This window comes from Sediminibacterium roseum (assembly GCF_009939005.1).
Taxonomy (GTDB): domain Bacteria; phylum Bacteroidota; class Bacteroidia; order Chitinophagales; family Chitinophagaceae; genus Sediminibacterium; species Sediminibacterium roseum.
Window position 1 is genome coordinate 556407 of the sequence record NZ_JAACJS010000002.1, and the last position, 15992, is coordinate 572398.

The following is a 15992-nucleotide window of genomic DNA, read 5'->3' on the forward strand; positions in this document are numbered from 1 at the left end:
GGATGGTTCAGCAAAAAAATCATCCGATTTTGAACACGCGAGAATAAAAAAATATGAAAGATACAGCAGCCTCATTCATTGCCAAAAGTACCATCAAAGCGGCGGATCTTGAGCACCGGCGCAAGATCAATTTCAACATTGCGAAATACAATGCGGTGGTGCCCGTAGGTAAGTCGCAGTTTGGCGGTAAGGTAATGCTGGCAAGGGAGAAAGCGAAGAACAGGAAATGGGACGCGATCGAGCACCTCGACAGGTATCTCGAAGAATTCGAAAGAAAGATCACCGCACGCGGTGCCAAAGTGATCTGGGCCGAAAATTCGGAACAGGCGCTGGAGGCCATCGGTAAAATATGCGACGCGAAAAATTGCAGAACACTCGTGAAAAGCAAGAGCATGGTTACCGAAGAGATCCATCTCAACAAGTACCTCGAATCAAAAGGAATTGAAAGCGTTGAAACAGATCTCGGCGAATACATCCAGCAGCTCGATGGCGAAGCGCCTTACCACATCGTTACACCCGCTATGCACAAAAGCAAAGAAGATGTGGCACGTTTGTTCTCCGACAAATTGGGCACGCCGGCAGGGTTATCGCCCGAAGAGCTGACCCTTGTTGCAAGAAAGGTGCTGCGCGAAAAATACGTGCAGGCCGAAGTGGGCGTAACCGGCGCAAATTTTATCGTGGCCGATGTTGGCGGTATCGCCGTTACCGAAAACGAGGGTAACGCACGACTCAGTTGCGGGTTTCCCAAAACACATATCGTGGTGGTGGGGATCGAAAAAATGATCCCGTCTATCCAGGATCTTCCTTTGTTCTGGCCGCTGCTGGCAACCTATGGTACCGGGCAGAAGATCACTGTATACAATACATTGGTTTCGGGTCCGCGCCAACCCAATGAAGTGGACGGGCCGGAAGAAATGTATGTTGTGTTGCTCGACAACGGCCGCACCAACCTGCTTGCCAATCCAACATCGCGCGAGGCATTGTATTGCATCCGCTGCGGCGCCTGTTTGAATGCGTGCCCCGTTTATAAAAATATCGGTGGCCATTCGTACGAAACCACCTACAGCGGGCCCATCGGCTCCGTGATCACACCACACCTGAACGGCATCCCTGAATACAAACATTTAAGCTATGCATCATCGCTGTGCGGCAATTGTACAGAGGTTTGCCCTGTCAGGATCAACCTGCATGAGTTGTTGCTCGATAACCGTCATGAAGCGGTTGTACAGGGCTCAAGCACCATCGCCGAGCGGCTCGCATGGAAAGTATGGAAAACCGCTAGCCTCAACAGGGGTATGATGAACATGGGTACGGGCAAAATGAAGAACTGGGTGGTAAACAAGGTTTTCAAAGGGTGGACGGCGCACAGAAGCGATCTTGATTTCAGCCAGAAAACATTCAACCAGATGTGGAAAGACAAGTACAACTGATCTTTATGCATTCCTTTATCAAACGCACACATATTTTTCTTCCGGCGCTTTTTTTATGCACGCTGCAACTGGATGCGCAGGAAAAAAAAGAGATCAAAAAATATTATTCCAATGGAAAACTGGAAGGCACCGGTTTTTTGCTGGATGGAAAAAGAACCGGTACCTGGACGATGTACTTTGAAAACGGGAAGGTATCCAAGAAGATCAATTATAAAAACGATGTGGAAGATGGATTGACGGTCTCGTTTTTCGCAGACGGAAAGATCAATGAACAGATCTATTACGCCAACGGCAATGTAGACAGCCTGCGCAGGTATTTCAGAACTGGAAAACTAAAAGAGCGCACGGTATACAGCAACGGGAGGCACGACAGGAAAACAACACTCTACGACAGCATCGGAACGGGTAAGTCGGACTATTTATACCGCGATGGCCGCTTTATAAAACCATAACAGTTGAAAGAGACAGGTACAGATACGGTACTGGTGTATGCTTCGCAGGTTACTGCGCGGATGCGTTATATTTTCAAAGAGCTTTTTCCTTTGGTTGCATTGACGGATTCGAGGGAGCAATTCGCCGCTTACCTGGGTGTCAAGATCTGTTATGCAAAAGAAAAATTCTGTAACAATACGTTGTGGATCGTTCCTTACGGTTTGCTGGAACAGGAAAACATCCGATCGCAGGAAATAACCTTCGGCGAATGGAAAAAAAAGAAAGTGTTTTTTCTTACCGGGGGAGACCTGCCATTTGATGTTTTTTCTGCCGCCTTTTATTTGCTCTCACGCTACGAAGAATACCTTCCGCACGAGAAGGACCAGTACGGCCGTTATTCCCATGTGAACAGTATTGCTTATAAAGAAGCCTTCCTCGATACTCCTTTGGTAAATGAGTGGATGAAATTGCTTGAGCATGAATTGCGCGAGCGGTGCAGCCAGTTGAGATTCGCCATCCAGCGGTCAAAATTCTCCTTCCTGCCAACCTATGATGTGGATGAGGCATTCAGCTACCGCCACAAACCTTTATGGAAAAACATACTTGGTTTTTTCCGGGATCTTTTGCAAAGCAAATTGGAACAGGTTGTTGAAAGGGGAAATGTTTACAGTGGAAGAAAACAAGATCCATACGATACCTTCGACTGGATAGAATCGCTTCACGAAAAATACAACCTTACGCCAACCTGGTTTTTTCTAACGATCCTAAAACGGGGTGAATACGACAAGAACCTGCATGCCGGTTCAAAACCGCTGCAGGAGCTTTACAAACGTCTTTCCTCAAAACACAATACAGGGTTGCATCCTTCGTGGCAGAGCGGAACAGACGAGTGGCTGCTGGAAAAGGAATTGAATAAACTGGTAGAGATCACCGGCAAACCCATAACCGCCTCGCGCAACCACTACCTTCGTTTTACGGTGCCGCATACCTACCGCCGGTTGATTACTGCGGGTATCACGGATGATTATTCGATGGCTTATGGAAACGTGAACGGATTCCGCGCATCCTATGCCGCGCCTTTCCGCTGGTTTGACCTGGAGCGGAACATGGAAACGGGTCTTGTGATCCACCCTTTCTGTTTTATGGAAGCCACATCTTTTTTTAACCAGCATTATTCAGCAGGAGAGGCCGGCAAAGAAATTCAATATTACCACGACGTGGTTAAAAAAGTGAATGGAGAATTCATCACGCTGTTTCACAATCATTTTTTAACGGAGCAGCCGCAATGGATCGCCTGGCGGGAGATGTATGAAGATTTTATCAGCAGGAACTTTTCCAGGGAAGCCTTTAAATAATATCAGCCGCCTGCTGCGCCGCCAGTTCCTTTTGTTTTCGCAAACTCTGGTTTACCAGGTACACACCCACGAGTGTGATGATAGAACCCACGATGATCTTCCATGTAATGTTTTCGCCCAACAGCAATGAGCCGGTAAAGATGGCAACGATGGGATTGATGTAGGCATACAGTGCAGCTTTCGCCGGCTGCAGGTGTTTCATCGTATAAATAAATGCGATGAAGGTGATGATGTTGCTTGCAATGATGAGATAGGCCAGTGCGCCCCAAGCCTGTGCAGGTATCTTCGCCAGCGGGATGGCATCACCCGAAACAGAAAGCATACCAATGATGATGATGGAACTGATCAGCATCTCCCAACCGGCCGCGTAATAGGGATTGATGGTATTGCGGCTCCTGGCCAGTACAATTGTTCCGATGCTCCAGCTGAGCATGGCGATCAACGCAAGACAAACACCGGCAAAATAGCCTTCGCTGTGGTTGGCAAACGCATTGTCGTAAAACACAACGGCGATGCCGCCAATGCCCAATAGCAAACCGGCAAAAGTGATGAAGGTGATCTTTGTATTCTTAAAAAAAACACGTTCAATGATAACAACCGATAAAGGATACAGCGCCGAAACCAATGCGCCCATTCCACTAGGAATGTGTTTCAACGAAAGCGTGGCAATGCCGTTGGCAGAAACGAACAGCAGCACGCCCATCATCGTGAGCCACAACAATTGTTTTCCTGTGGGAAGTTTCTCGCCTCTTGCCAGGTAAAAGCCCACCAGCAAAACACCTGCGATGAATTGCCTGATAGAGGCAATCTCCAACGCAGGCACTTGCTGTATCCCGATCTTGCTCGCCACCCATGTGGTTCCCCAGACCGTGCTGGTAAGAGCGAGGGCGATGTATGCTTTTTGTTTTGTTGTCAATAGAAAAACTTTGCGATCCTGGCTGTTGTCAATTGCAAATGGATCAATGTCTGAAATGTCTCATGCCGGTCATCACCATCGCAAGATTGTTATTCACGCAATATTCAACACTGTCTTTGTCCCTCACCGAGCCGCCTGGCTGAATAAAGGTTTCAATGCCTGCCGCATGCGCGATCTGCACGCAATCGTTGAAGGGGAAGAACGCGTCTGAAGCAAGCACGGCGCCTTTAAGATCGAAATTGAATTGTTTTGCTTTTTCAATGGCCTGGCGGAGTGAATCGATGCGGCTGGTTTGCCCGCAACCCTTACCCACCAGCTGTTTGTTTTTTACAAGGGCGATGGCATTGCTTTTTAAATGTTTGCACACAAGGTTTGCAAATGCAAGGTTTTCTTTTTCTACATCTGTTGTTTCCCTTCCGCCTACTTCTTCCCATTTGCTGAAATTGCCATCGTCGGAGCCCTGCTCGAGTGTTCCGTTGAGTAGGGATTTTGACGGACTCTTTAATTTCACATCAGAAGTTTTCAGTTGCAGCAAGATGCGGTTCTTTTTGCTTTTCAACACTTCGAGCGCATCGGCGTTAAAAGAAGGGGCAATCAGCACTTCAAAGAATATTTCGTTGATGGCATCTGCCGTTGCCTTGTCTATAGCGTGATTGCAAACCAATACACCGCCAAAAGCACTCTCCGGGTCACCGGCCAGCGCTGCATCCCAGCTTGCCTTCACCGTTTCGCGCGAAGCGATGCCACATACGTTGGTGTGTTTGATGATACCGAAAACAGCGCCTTTGTCGCCCGCAAATTCACGGATCAGTTGAACCGCAGCATCCACATCAACGAGGTTGTTGTAAGAAAGTTCCTTGCCATTCAGTTGCGTAAACAATTCTTCGAGGTTGCCATGGAACACGGCCGACTGGTGCGGGTTTTCGCCGTAGCGCAATACCTGCTGCATGGCGGGATTAAAATAATTGCTGATGGCAATATCGTAATGCATCACTACTTCAAATGCTTTGGCCGCGTAGGCTTTTCGCTGTTCGAGAGAGGTTTCGCCTCTTTGTTCTGCCAGCAGTTTTTCAAGCGAAGCGTAATCGTCTTTTGCGGCGATCACCGTAATGTCCCTGAAATTTTTTGCCGCCGCGCGGATCATCGATGGACCGCCGATATCGATCTTTTCAATGATCAGTTTTTCTTCGCTGGTTGTGCGCAGTGTTTCCTCGAAAGGGTACAGGTCCACGATCACCAGGTCTATTTCAGGGATATTGTATTCTTTCATTTCTGCCAGGTCCTGCGCCTCGTACCTTCTCCCCAGGATGCCGCCAAACACAGCAGGGTGAAGTGTTTTTACACGTCCGCCGAGAATGGAAGGGTAAGAGGTTAAACTTTCCACCGGAACACAGGCAATACCAAGGTCTTCCAGGAATTTCTGTGTACCACCGGTAGAATAAATGGTGATATCCAGTTCCTGTAATTTTTTTGCGATGGGTTCAAGGCCGTCTTTATAAAAAACGGAGATCAGTGCAGATTGAATTTTCTTTTGCATTGTATTGGTTGATTGAAAATAAGAGGCAACGGTCGTCAGAGATCCATTTCAAAAGCGCCCTGCTCCGAAATGGTATGGTGGCGCAAATGTAGGCTGTCGGCGTCTTTTTTCCAGTAACGTATTTTCCACAATGAATTGCTGTTGTCGAATATATATCGGCGGCAATCGAACATAGCCGCCAGCTGGTGCATGTGTATCCCGGGGTTTTGGCTGATCACGATCACATCTACCGGAATTTTCTGTGCAACAGCGGCAGGCCTGAAGCCGCGATCAACCAGTAAAACGGAATGGTCATGGCCATTTACCAGGTTGCCTGTTGCGGGTGCGCGTTCTTTGGCACCGTACAGGATCCTCGCAGGCAGGAGGGCACGATCCAGCAAAGAAGGATCGTCTTCAACGGCAGCATCGCCGGTAAAGGAATATTGTTTTCCAACCATCACATCGATCGCGCGGCGTTTGGGGATGTTGTATACGATCAGTTTGTGCTGGTTCGATTGCCGGATGAGAAGGAGGGAGCGGATCAAAATAAACCCGGCGAAAAAAAACATCCCGGCAACCAGGCCCTTTGTTTTCCTCCGCAACAGCCACCACGCAATGTACCCGGCCGAAAAATAAAGAAGGATGGTTTGCGGGATGTTTACCTGTATATTTTCTGTAACTGCAAAGGGCAAACGGTCGGCGCGTTCGATGAATGTGTTCATCAGACCGATCAGGAGAGAGACCAGTTTGCCGGTGTAAACGTTTACAAACGGGATCTTACAAACCAGCAGCAGGATCAATTCTCCATACAAAATAAAACCCGACAACGGCACCGCAATAAAATTTGTAAAAAGAAAGAGATTGGGGAACCGGTGAAAATAAAACAGGATCACGGGTAATGTCAATACCTGCGCGGCAATGGTGATGGCATTGAGTTCCCATATTGCATTGAGGAGTTTGTTCCTGGAATAAAACCAGCGGTAAACGGGTTTCATAAACAACACGATGCTGAGAACGGCTGTATATGATAACTGGAAGCCAACGTCCCAGAAAAAATAGGGATCGTAGACCAGCAGGCAAAAGGCAGATGCCGCCAAAGTATTGTACACATTGGTTTTGCGGCCAAGGCTTTCGCCGATTACAATAAAGGAAAACATCACTACCGATCTAAGGATAGAGGCCGCGGCGCCGGCCAGCAGGCTGAATCCCCACAGCACAAAAAGGATCAGCAGGGGTTTGCCCCAGCGCATCCATTTGTATTTGCGCAATGGTTTAAGGATTAGCAGCATCAAGCCATAGATCATTCCCAGGTGCAGGCCGCTGATGGCGATGATGTGAACCACGCCCGTATTGCTGTAGGCACGTACAAGGTCTTTGTCCAGGTCATCGCGATAGCCGATCAGCAAGGCTTCTGCCACCCCGGTTTCCGTTTTGCCGGGCACAAGTTTTCTGAAAACCGACAATACATTGTTGCGTGTATTGAGCAGCATGCCGGTGAGCGGGTTTTTGCTGAAGGTATTTGTGTTGATGTAATCGCCCGGCTGCAGGTAAACCTGGAAATGGATGTCCTGGAACGCGCAATACCTGCGGTAATCAAAACTGCCCGGGTTGCCGGAGCTGGTTATTGCCTGGAGCTTCCTGGTGAGAACGATCCTTGATCCATATCCCAATACCGGGTCATTTTTGAAGTAGAGAATGATGTTTCCTTTCGCAGGCAGCCAATTCCCACCCACAAAAACAGATTCGGTTGCGGCGAGTGCTTTGAATGAATTGGGTTTGCTTACCGGTGGTTCCGCTAACGTAACAGATAAATACTGCGTATTTGCCACATGGTTCCCGATCCAGTTTTTATCGTTCCTGAGATCCCTGCAATGGATAAGCAAACATCCGGTTGAGAAGAAAAGAAGGTTGATGGCTATCCCGTTTACCCAACCGAACCTGTATTTTTTTACCGGGGGAACAAAGCGGTAAAAAAGAAAGAAACAACCCCCGGCGAGTAAACAGCCCAGGGGAAATGCCAGGGGAAACCGCAGGTAAAAAGCCGCTACAATGCCTGCTGCCAAAGGAATCAACAATCGTATAAACGGAACAGAGCGCCAGAAGGGTATACCGAATTTTTGCATGGACTGGATTTTGCATCCTGTGAGGGCAGGATCTGTGAAACAGCAACGTAATAAAAAAGCCACTTCATTTGAAGTGGCTTTCTCTATCCAGGTATAAATACTAAGTATAAGTTTGTTGCGGATCCTGCTATTTACTCAGGTTCATGCTTCGCTCCTTGTACAGGGTTCTGAAGTAAGGATCTCTCAGGTCTTTGATAAAGCGGATGGCTTCGCCTGTGCTTTTCATTTCCGGGCCGAGTTCTTTGTTTACACCCGGGAATTTTTCGAAGCTGAAAACAGGTTCTTTGATCGCATAACCTTCGAGTTTTTTCTCGAGGGTGAAATCGGCCAGTTTGGCTTCGCCCAGCATTACTTTGGTGGCAATGTTGAGGTAAGGGATCTGGTATGCTTTCGCGATGAACGGTGTTGTGCGCGATGCCCTTGGATTGGCCTCGATCACATACACTTTATCGTTCTTGATTGCAAATTGTATATTGATCAAACCTTTTATCTTCAATGCCCTGGCGATCTTCTCCGAATAATATTTCATGGTCTCGATCACCAGCGGTGTGAGGTTGAACGCAGGCAATACCGCGTTGCTGTCGCCACTGTGTATACCCGCCGGCTCAATGTGTTCCATCACTCCCATGATGTGAAAGGTTTCTCCATCGAAGATGGCATCTACCTCTGCTTCCTGGCAACGGTCCAGGAAATGGTCGATGAGGATCTTGTTGCCCGGCAAATGTTTCAACAGGCTGATCACCGCTTTTTCTACGTCTTCGTCGTTGATCACGATCCGCATTCTTTGCCCGCCGATCACGTAGCTCGGTCTTACGAGCACCGGGTAACCCACGCGGTTGGCAACGGTAATGGCCTCGTCTGCATCCGTGGCTGTTCCGTATTCGGGATAAGGGATCTCAAGTTCTTTCAGCAGGTCGCTGAAACGGCCGCGGTCTTCCGCAATGTCCATGTCTTCAAAAGAGGTCCCGATGATCCTCACGCCTTTTGCATGCAAACGTTTCGCCAGTTTCAGCGCGGTTTGTCCGCCCAGCTGCACGATCACTCCTTCGGGTTTTTCCAGTTCGATGATCTCCCAGAGGTGTTCCCAGTTAACCGGCTCGAAATACAATTTATCGGCCATATCGAAATCGGTCGAAACCGTTTCGGGGTTACAGTTCACCATAATGGATTCGAAACCGCACTCTTTGATGGCGAGCAAACCGTGTACGCAACAGTAGTCGAACTCAATACCCTGCCCGATCCTGTTGGGGCCACTGCCCAGAACAATGATCTTTTTCTTTTGCGATGGTACCGATTCGTTGGAATTAAGTGTAGGGTTCATTTCTGCGAGGAATTGCGCAAAATTAGGGTTGTGGCGCAGATTTCCCGGATTTTTTTTGCCCCAATTTCTGAAAGCCAGTAAGGGCGCGGGGTTTGGACGATGTTACTTTTTTTTACTAACGGGGATTAGCTTAGGCGCAGCGCTGGTAAAAAGCGGTAAAGGGCAAAGGGCCTGCAAGTTGTAGAACTTAAACAGCCGCTTTGCCCTTTTAATTTCATTGGCGCCAGCGTTCAGCTCTCTTTCTTGCCCCACATATTGCATCGGTTCCTCCATTCCTGTTTGATCTTTTCCCTTTCCTCGGGGCTCATGTTCTTCATTTTTTCGGCCCATTTTTCGCGCCATTCCCTTTTTCTGCCCCAGTGGCCGCTTTTGTGGAAGCCGCCGAAAAGGATCTTGGAAAGCAGCAGGATACCCGCGGCCTGCCAGAAACTGATCACCGATACGCCCAGCACGGCTACCAGCACACAGTTCCACAAACTCATCACGATCCAGCTTAGCAATGCGGCTATCAGCAAAAAGCAGAGAATAAAGCCGATGATTTTTTTGATCCAGAATTTCATGTTCGTTGTTTTATCAATTATTTAATAACTCTTCGCGCAGTACGCTCAAACGTTCTCTCAAATGCAGTACTGCATAGCGTTTGCGGCTGAGTAGGGTGTTAATGGTTTCGCCGGTCTGTTCGGCAATGGTTTTAAAAGGCACGCCCTCTATCTCGTTCAGTATAAAAACATCCCGCTGCGGCACCGGTAACTCGTTGAGCGCGGCATGCAACGCCTCCCAGAAAATATTGCGGAGGTACTCTGTTTCGGGGTTGTTGGAACTGTCGTAAAAAAGATCGGCCCAGTCGAATGAAGTTTCTCCATCCCCATCCGCATACATATCCTCCAGCAGCTCCGGTTTGTGCTTGCGCTGCTTGTCGGTGATCTTGTTGCGGGTAACCGTGAACAGCCAAGCCGTAAGCTGCTCTATGGGTTTGGTGTTTCCGATGAACTGGTAAAAAACATCCTGCAGAATGTCTTCGGCATCGGCCTCATTGCTCACCCGTTTGCGTATAAAGCCCATCAACCGCTTGCTATACGTGTTGATCACCTCGGTAACATTGCTTTTACGGGTTTCTGCCATTTCAGACGGTATCGTCAGTGCCTCGTTCATGTAAAAAGGTAGACGAGGACGGAAAGATAATATTTTAACGGTGGGAAAAATTTGTCGCAACCCGGCCGGCAACCGGCGGCTACGGACGTGTTACCGCGATCGTTACCGCAATTCACCTGCCGCTTCGTGATCATCGTATACGTCTCTCAGGCGCAGCAATTCCTTCTTCATGTCTGCAAATATTTTTTGATACGACCGGTCACCGACAAGGTTGTTGAGTTCCGCCTTGTCTTTCTGCAGGTCAAACAACTGCCACTCATTTACGGTATAGAAATACAAAAGCTTGTACCGGTCCGTACGCACGCCCACATGTTGCAACACCGTATGATCCGCCTTGTATTCGTAAAAATGGTAGTACAGGCTGTTGCGCGGCAGTGTTTGGGCAGGGTCCTGCAGTACGCCCTTCAAACTCAATCCCTGCATAGCGGCGGGGATCTTTACACCCGCAACATCCAGGAAAGTAGGGGCATAATCAATGTTCTGAACCATCGTATTTGTTTTGGTTCCCGGTTTGATATGGCCCGGCCACCTGGCCAGCAATGGTGAGCGCATAGACACATCGTACATCCATCGTTTGTCGAACCAACCGTTCTGTCCCAGGTAAAAACCCTGGTCGGAAGTATAGATCACCAGCGTGTTTCTGGCAAGGCCGCTGGCATCGAGGTAATCGAGCACCCTTCCTACGTTCTCGTCAACCGAGGCTACACAGGCGAGGTAATCCTGCATGTACCATTGGTATTTCAGTTTCAGCAATGCTTTGCCCTGCGGGCGGAGCTTTTGTATCAGTTCGCCGCGTTCTTTATAGATCTCAACGATCTGTTTTCTTTCCGGTGCGGGTATGCGGTTGATGATGGCCCTGTAATAAGCGATCTCCGCAGAATCGGGTTTGAGCCAGGGGATGTCCATTAAATAGGCCGGATCCACTTTCAGATCGCTCGATAATTTCATATCGGGCAATATGCTCATCGTTTGCAGGCGCCACGCAGCGCCGCGACCCGCGGTATCGATGTACAGGCTGGCCGGCTCGGGAAATGTTTTGGTATGGTATTGCTGGATGTATTTCAAGGGAGGAAAGAAATAACGGTGCGGCGCCTTGTGATGCAGCATCAGGAAAAAAGGTTTTGTGCTGTCGCGTTTGTTTCTGAGCCATCCCAGCGCTTCATCAGTGATCACATCGGTGCCATAGCCATGGTACCTCGATGTATCGCCTTTCATACTGATCATCGCCGGTTCAAAATATTGTCCCTGGCCGGGAACGATGTTCCAGAAATCAAAACCTGTTGGATACGTAGAAAGATGCCATTTACCCACCACCGCTGTTTGGTAACCCGCCTGCTGCAACAGTTTGGGAACGGTTACCTGCGAACCATCGAACCTGGAGCGGTTGTCTGTAAAACCATTTTTGTGCGAATGCAGCCCGGTAAGAATGGTGGCACGCGCCGGCCCGCAAATAGAATTTCCCACAAAGGATCGGTTGAACAAAATGCCCTCGTTTGCGATCCTGTCTATATTGGGTGTGCTTACCAGCGTTTTGTTGTACGCACTGATGGCACTGGCATCATGGTCGTCACTCATGATGTATATGATATTCGCACGTTGCTGCGAAAAAGCAAATACCGGGAAAAACAGGCAAAGGAAAACTCGTTTCATGCGATCAAAATGTAATGGATAATCGTCCGCAACCACACCGGCAACCAACAACTGCCACGCTCAACTCCTCACTCAAATTACGTAACTTTATCCTCCTTAAAAAACAACCCATGGAATTCGGACGCGTACCTGTATCTGAGCTTGACCAGATTGATTTTTCGTTACCGAAAGAACCGGCATCGAATAAACTGGTGTTGACGGGCAGGAAAGCAAAAGATCCGAAAGTATACGTTGGCTGCGCCAAATGGGGCAGAACGGAATGGGTGGGGAAGATCTATCCGCCCAAAACAAAAGAAAAAGATTTCCTGGAGCATTATGTAAAACATTACAACAGCATAGAACTGAATGCAACGCATTACAAGATCTATGGCGCATCCGGTATTGAAAAATGGGCGGCCAGGGCCGGGGATATGGATTTTAAATTCTGCCCGAAAATGTACCAGGGCGTTACGCACCGCGGCAACCTTACGGGTAAGGATTTCATCACCTCTGAGTTCCTGCGCGGTATCATTGCTTTTGGCAAACACCTTGGTCCTGTTTTTGTACAGGTTAGTGATGCGTTCTCTCCCAAAAGAAAAGAAGAGTTGTTCTCTTTTCTCCGTTCGCTGCCAACCGATATGCAGTTCTTTTTAGAAGTGCGGCACCCCGACTGGTTTGCAAAAAAAGAAGTGATGGAAGAAACGGTTGAAATGCTCCGGTCCATCAACATGGGATTCGTGATCACGGATACAAGCGGGAGGCGCGACTGCGCGCACATGCACCTCACGTTGCCCAAAACATTCATCAGGTACGTGGGCAACAGTTTGCATGGAACCGATTATACGCGCATAGACGAATGGGTGGCACGCATGAAGTACTGGCTGGGCAAGGGTATGGAAGAATTGTATTTTTTCATGCACATGCACGATGAGGCCAAATCGCCGGAACTTACTGTTTATCTTGTTGACAAGCTCAATGCCGCTTGCGGACTGCATCTTACCAAACCAAAATTCATTGAGGACGCAACTTTGTTTTAAACAATACAATTGCATCCTATGAAAAAATACATACTGGCAATACTGGTTGCCGCAACGGTTTGCGCCTGTTCGGGTATCAAGGTGCTGGACACAGCGCTTGCAGACAATGTCGATCTCAAACAATACAAAACCTTTGGCTTCTACAAGGTAGATGCAACCGGCGATACCAACAGCAGCGTATTCAACGAGCGCATCGCAATGCTGAAAGAAGCCATCGCTGCAGCGCTTGTGCAGCGCGGTTATGTGCACGCAGAAAACAATCCCGACCTGCTTGTAAACATCGGTGTGCAGGTAAGTGAAAAAGTGCAGACACGCACCACAGACTGGGCTACGGATGGGGCGCCGCGGTACATGGGACAAAGAAACTATTCCTGGAAATCAGAAGAGATTCCCATTGGCCATTACTGCGAGGGAACCGTTACGGTTCATCTTGTTGATGCGCTCAGGAATAAACTGGTTTGGACGGGAGCGATACAAGGCGTAGTATCCAGTAAAAATTCAAACGCGCAGCGTGATGCCACAGCGGGCGTGAGGAAATTGTTCGCGAAACTGCCTTGAACCCGCCTTCAGAACCCATGGATCGCGTAAACGACTACGCCCCATGCCACATAGCTGCTGAATTCGTCTACCTGGATGTTGCCGTATCTCTTGTTCTCCGCAATAAGTGTTACACCCCTGATGTGTGTTTGCAGTTTCCGCACCAGCAGTTCGCCATTGATCACCGCTACAATTATTTTTCCGCTTACGGCCTTGATGCTTCGGTCAACAATGAGTATGTCGCCGCTGTGAATACCTGCATCGATCATCGCATCGCTGTTCATGCGGAAGAAAAAAGTAGCGGGGCGGTTGCGGATGAGTTGTTCGTTGAGATCGATGCTTCGCTCCATGTAATCATCCGATCCTGAGTATGCTCCATACCATTGTTGTCCGTCCATAAAAATTAAATTTTGCTGTGCTAAATTATTTAGTAAATTTATGCTAAAATAATTATCCCTGTAAAATATTCTTATGGAAACAGGGTAAAGATTTAATGCATCGTTTGCAGTAAACCAGCTTTTGTTGTTGAGAAGGGAACACCCTTTCGACAGCAGCCGGCAGGAAACGTATTTGGGCCGATGCCCTGAACCATGTGATAAACCAACACAGATGGAAATGCTAGCAGATTACGCAACCGCCGATTATTTACTTGTGATAGAACCGCATGCGGCTTTGTGTGATGAAATCAGTAAGGTGAAGAAAAAATTTGCAGGGCAATATGATTGTCCCGCAGCTGCAACGGGAACGCCCAATATCACGCTTGCGCGTTTTGAGCAGTATGAAATGCTTGAGCAGAAAATAGTGCACCGCCTCGAGTTGATTGCGCGCGGGCACCCGTCTTTTTTGGTGGAAGTGAATGGGTTTGAGAGTTACCCTACGCACAGTATCTTTTTGAATGTGGTCACCAAAACGCAGATCGTGGAGCTGGTGAAGGCGTTGCGGCCGATACAGCACCTGTTAAAAATAGACAAGGAGCGGAAACCCCATTTCATCACCGAACCACATATCGGTATTGCAAACAAGCTACTGCCCTGGCAATACGAAAAAGGATGGCTCGAAATGAGCAACACACATTTCAGCGGAAAATTCATGGCAGAACACCTGCTGCTGTTGCGAAAGCGCGATGGAGAGAAAAGGTTTGAGGTAGTGAGGCGGTTCGGCTTGTTGAATGAGAAAGAGACAGTGGTGCAAGGGGAATTGTTTTTTTTACTCACGCCCGGGGCCACAACGCTGCGTAAAGAGAGGAGTTAGTATGAGGGTGATAAGCGATCGATCACCTATAAATCGCCAGCCCGGATCGATACGGCGGTTTGTGCGTAAAAATAAAATCGAATTAAATTAACCGTTAACCCATCGCGGTCTTATCGTTATAGCAGGAAGCGGCAGGTTGCGCAAAAAATATTTTGTGGAAGAAGAACAGCTTAATGAAGATCCAAATACCTATCTCAAGGGAAGGGGTGCACAATTCAACCCGAAGAACCGGTTCTTAAAAAATGAGAAAATAAGATCAGAGATCGAGAGCATCGACGATTGGTCGGAGCCGAATGCTGCCACCGTATATCTCGAGGACCATGCCAAAAGCATTGTAAACAAAGTGGACAGCCCTGATGTGGGCATGATGTACAGCATGAACCCTTACCAGGGTTGCGAACACGGTTGTATTTACTGCTATGCCCGTAATGTGCATGAATACTGGGGTTACAGTGCGGGACTTGATTTTGAGCGCAAGATCATTGTCAAAAAAAACGCGCCGGAACTGCTTCGTAAGTTCCTGATGAACCGGAACTGGGAGTGTGTGCCCATTGGATTGAGCGGTAATACGGACTGCTATCAACCGGCCGAGAAAAAATTCGAGCTCACCAAACGCATGCTTGAAGTGTGTAATGAATTCAACCAGCCGGTTGGTATGATCACCAAGAATGCGGGCATCCTTCGCGACAAAGATTTACTGCAGGAGATGGCGAAGAAAAACCTGGTAAGCGTACTGGTGAGCATCACCTCTTTCAACGAAGACCTGCGCCGCGCGATGGAGCCGCGCACCACAACGGCCAGGCAAAGGCTGCGGGTGATCAATGAGCTGAGCAGCGCGGGCATCCGCGCCGGCGTAATGCTCGGGCCGATGATACCCGGGCTCAATGAGCACGAAATGCAACGCATCATGGAAGCCGCCAGCGAGAACGGCGCAACCTTCAGCGCATACACTTTCATACGGCTCAACGGTGCGATCAAACTCATCTTCCACGATTGGCTGTACAAGAATTTTCCCGACCGGGCAGACAAAGTATGGCACCTGATCGAAAATGCGCATGGCGGTAAAGTGAACGACAGCCGCTACGGGGTGCGCATGCGTGGCGAAGGGCCCATATCGGACCTGGTGCGGCAACAGTATAAGAAGTATAACAAGATCTACAGGCTGAACGATGAGCGATGGGAGCTGGATTGCAGCAAATTCAGAAGACCGGGTGAGCAGGGCAGATTGTTTTAGCGTAGTGCAGTTTTTTATTTGATTTTTTCCTGGCCATCACCAGGTAAACTCTTTTATAT

Annotated in this window: 15 protein-coding genes; 7 read left to right on the forward strand and 8 right to left on the reverse strand. The window is 48.5% G+C overall.

Annotated features, from left to right (window positions below):
* Window positions 1–53: 53 nt before the first annotated feature.
* Genes GWC95_RS02395 through GWC95_RS02405 form a run of 3 tightly spaced genes read left to right on the forward strand, consistent with a single transcriptional unit; the run spans window position 54 to window position 3217 of the window.
* A complete protein-coding gene (locus GWC95_RS02395; protein ID WP_161817066.1) occupies window positions 54–1430 on the forward strand; it encodes a LutB/LldF family L-lactate oxidation iron-sulfur protein in 1377 nt (458 codons plus the stop codon).
* Window positions 1409–1882, forward strand: a complete 474-nt coding sequence (locus GWC95_RS19870) for a toxin-antitoxin system YwqK family antitoxin (RefSeq protein WP_161817067.1) — start codon at window positions 1409–1411, stop codon at window positions 1880–1882. The genes GWC95_RS02395 and GWC95_RS19870 overlap by 22 nt, the downstream gene beginning before the upstream one ends.
* A gap of 3 nt (window positions 1883–1885) precedes the next feature.
* Complete coding sequence (locus GWC95_RS02405; protein WP_161817068.1) at window positions 1886–3217, forward strand: polysaccharide deacetylase family protein; 1332 nt, start codon at window positions 1886–1888, stop codon at window positions 3215–3217.
* Here GWC95_RS02405 and GWC95_RS02410 read toward each other — a convergent pair.
* The 7 genes from GWC95_RS02410 to GWC95_RS02440 form a co-directional block, all read right to left on the reverse strand.
* Entirely contained in the window at window positions 3210–4133 is a 924-nt protein-coding gene (locus GWC95_RS02410; protein WP_161817069.1) for a DMT family transporter, read from the reverse strand. The two genes, GWC95_RS02405 and GWC95_RS02410, sit on opposite strands and share 8 nt — an antisense overlap.
* A 43-nt stretch (window positions 4134–4176) precedes the next feature.
* Window positions 4177–5670, reverse strand: coding sequence for a bifunctional phosphoribosylaminoimidazolecarboxamide formyltransferase/IMP cyclohydrolase (gene purH / locus GWC95_RS02415; RefSeq protein WP_161817070.1), 1494 nt, complete (start codon window positions 5668–5670; stop codon window positions 4177–4179).
* A 35-nt stretch (window positions 5671–5705) separates the two neighbouring features.
* On the reverse strand, window positions 5706–7772 hold the full coding sequence (locus GWC95_RS02420; protein WP_161817071.1) for a ComEC/Rec2 family competence protein: 2067 nt from the start codon (window positions 7770–7772) through the stop codon (window positions 5706–5708).
* Between the two features lie 127 nt (window positions 7773–7899).
* Window positions 7900–9093, reverse strand: coding sequence for a carbamoyl phosphate synthase preATP-grasp domain-containing protein (locus GWC95_RS02425; RefSeq protein WP_161817072.1), 1194 nt, complete (start codon window positions 9091–9093; stop codon window positions 7900–7902).
* Window positions 9094–9323: 230 nt separating this feature from the next.
* Window positions 9324–9653, reverse strand: coding sequence for a DUF3106 domain-containing protein (locus tag GWC95_RS02430; RefSeq protein ID WP_161817073.1), 330 nt, complete (start codon window positions 9651–9653; stop codon window positions 9324–9326).
* 13 nt (window positions 9654–9666) lie between these two features.
* Entirely contained in the window at window positions 9667–10245 is a 579-nt protein-coding gene (locus tag GWC95_RS02435; RefSeq protein ID WP_161817074.1) for an RNA polymerase sigma factor, read from the reverse strand.
* Window positions 10246–10347: 102 nt separating this feature from the next.
* Window positions 10348–11895 (reverse strand): sulfatase family protein, encoded by a 1548-nt coding sequence (locus GWC95_RS02440; protein ID WP_161817075.1) that lies wholly within the window; start codon window positions 11893–11895, stop codon window positions 10348–10350.
* 110 nt (window positions 11896–12005) lie between these two features.
* On the opposite strand from GWC95_RS02440, the gene GWC95_RS02445 reads away from it, so the two are divergent.
* On the forward strand, window positions 12006–12911 hold the full coding sequence (locus tag GWC95_RS02445) for a DUF72 domain-containing protein (RefSeq protein ID WP_161817076.1): 906 nt from the start codon (window positions 12006–12008) through the stop codon (window positions 12909–12911).
* A gap of 18 nt (window positions 12912–12929) precedes the next feature.
* Window positions 12930–13469: a DUF4136 domain-containing protein gene (locus GWC95_RS02450; protein WP_161817077.1), complete on the forward strand. Its 540-nt coding sequence runs from the start codon at window positions 12930–12932 to the stop codon at window positions 13467–13469.
* Between the two features lie 8 nt (window positions 13470–13477).
* On the opposite strand, the gene GWC95_RS02455 is transcribed toward GWC95_RS02450, so the two are convergent.
* Window positions 13478–13846 carry a LexA family protein gene (locus GWC95_RS02455; RefSeq protein ID WP_161817078.1) on the reverse strand — a complete coding sequence of 123 codons (369 nt, stop codon included), beginning with the start codon at window positions 13844–13846 and terminating at the stop codon, window positions 13478–13480.
* Window positions 13847–14057: 211 nt separating this feature from the next.
* On the opposite strand from GWC95_RS02455, the gene GWC95_RS02460 reads away from it, so the two are divergent.
* Both GWC95_RS02460 and GWC95_RS02465 read left to right on the forward strand, forming a co-directional pair.
* Window positions 14058–14699 carry a 2'-5' RNA ligase family protein gene (locus tag GWC95_RS02460; protein ID WP_237722039.1) on the forward strand — a complete coding sequence of 214 codons (642 nt, stop codon included), beginning with the start codon at window positions 14058–14060 and terminating at the stop codon, window positions 14697–14699.
* Window positions 14700–14853: 154 nt separating this feature from the next.
* Window positions 14854–15933, forward strand: coding sequence for a PA0069 family radical SAM protein (locus GWC95_RS02465; protein WP_317164069.1), 1080 nt, complete (start codon window positions 14854–14856; stop codon window positions 15931–15933).
* The last annotated feature ends 59 nt before the right edge of the window (window positions 15934–15992 follow it).

Excerpts from the sequence above, each read along its gene's own strand:
- GWC95_RS02395 (WP_161817066.1), top strand. The coding sequence starts at position 54 with ATGAAAGATACAGCAGCCTCATTCATTGCCAAAAGTACCATCAAAGCG.
- GWC95_RS02460 (WP_237722039.1), top strand. The coding sequence starts at position 14,058 with ATGGAAATGCTAGCAGATTACGCAACCGCCGATTATTTACTTGTGATA.
- GWC95_RS02450 (WP_161817077.1), top strand. The coding sequence starts at position 12,930 with ATGAAAAAATACATACTGGCAATACTGGTTGCCGCAACGGTTTGCGCC.
- GWC95_RS02435 (WP_161817074.1), bottom strand. The coding sequence starts at position 10,245 with ATGAACGAGGCACTGACGATACCGTCTGAAATGGCAGAAACCCGTAAA.
- GWC95_RS02430 (WP_161817073.1), bottom strand. The coding sequence starts at position 9,653 with ATGAAATTCTGGATCAAAAAAATCATCGGCTTTATTCTCTGCTTTTTG.
- GWC95_RS02425 (WP_161817072.1), bottom strand. The coding sequence starts at position 9,093 with ATGAACCCTACACTTAATTCCAACGAATCGGTACCATCGCAAAAGAAA.
- GWC95_RS02445 (WP_161817076.1), top strand. The coding sequence starts at position 12,006 with ATGGAATTCGGACGCGTACCTGTATCTGAGCTTGACCAGATTGATTTT.
- purH (WP_161817070.1), bottom strand. The coding sequence starts at position 5,670 with ATGCAAAAGAAAATTCAATCTGCACTGATCTCCGTTTTTTATAAAGAC.
- GWC95_RS02455 (WP_161817078.1), bottom strand. The coding sequence starts at position 13,846 with ATGGACGGACAACAATGGTATGGAGCATACTCAGGATCGGATGATTAC.
- GWC95_RS02420 (WP_161817071.1), bottom strand. The coding sequence starts at position 7,772 with ATGCAAAAATTCGGTATACCCTTCTGGCGCTCTGTTCCGTTTATACGA.
- GWC95_RS02440 (WP_161817075.1), bottom strand. The coding sequence starts at position 11,895 with ATGAAACGAGTTTTCCTTTGCCTGTTTTTCCCGGTATTTGCTTTTTCG.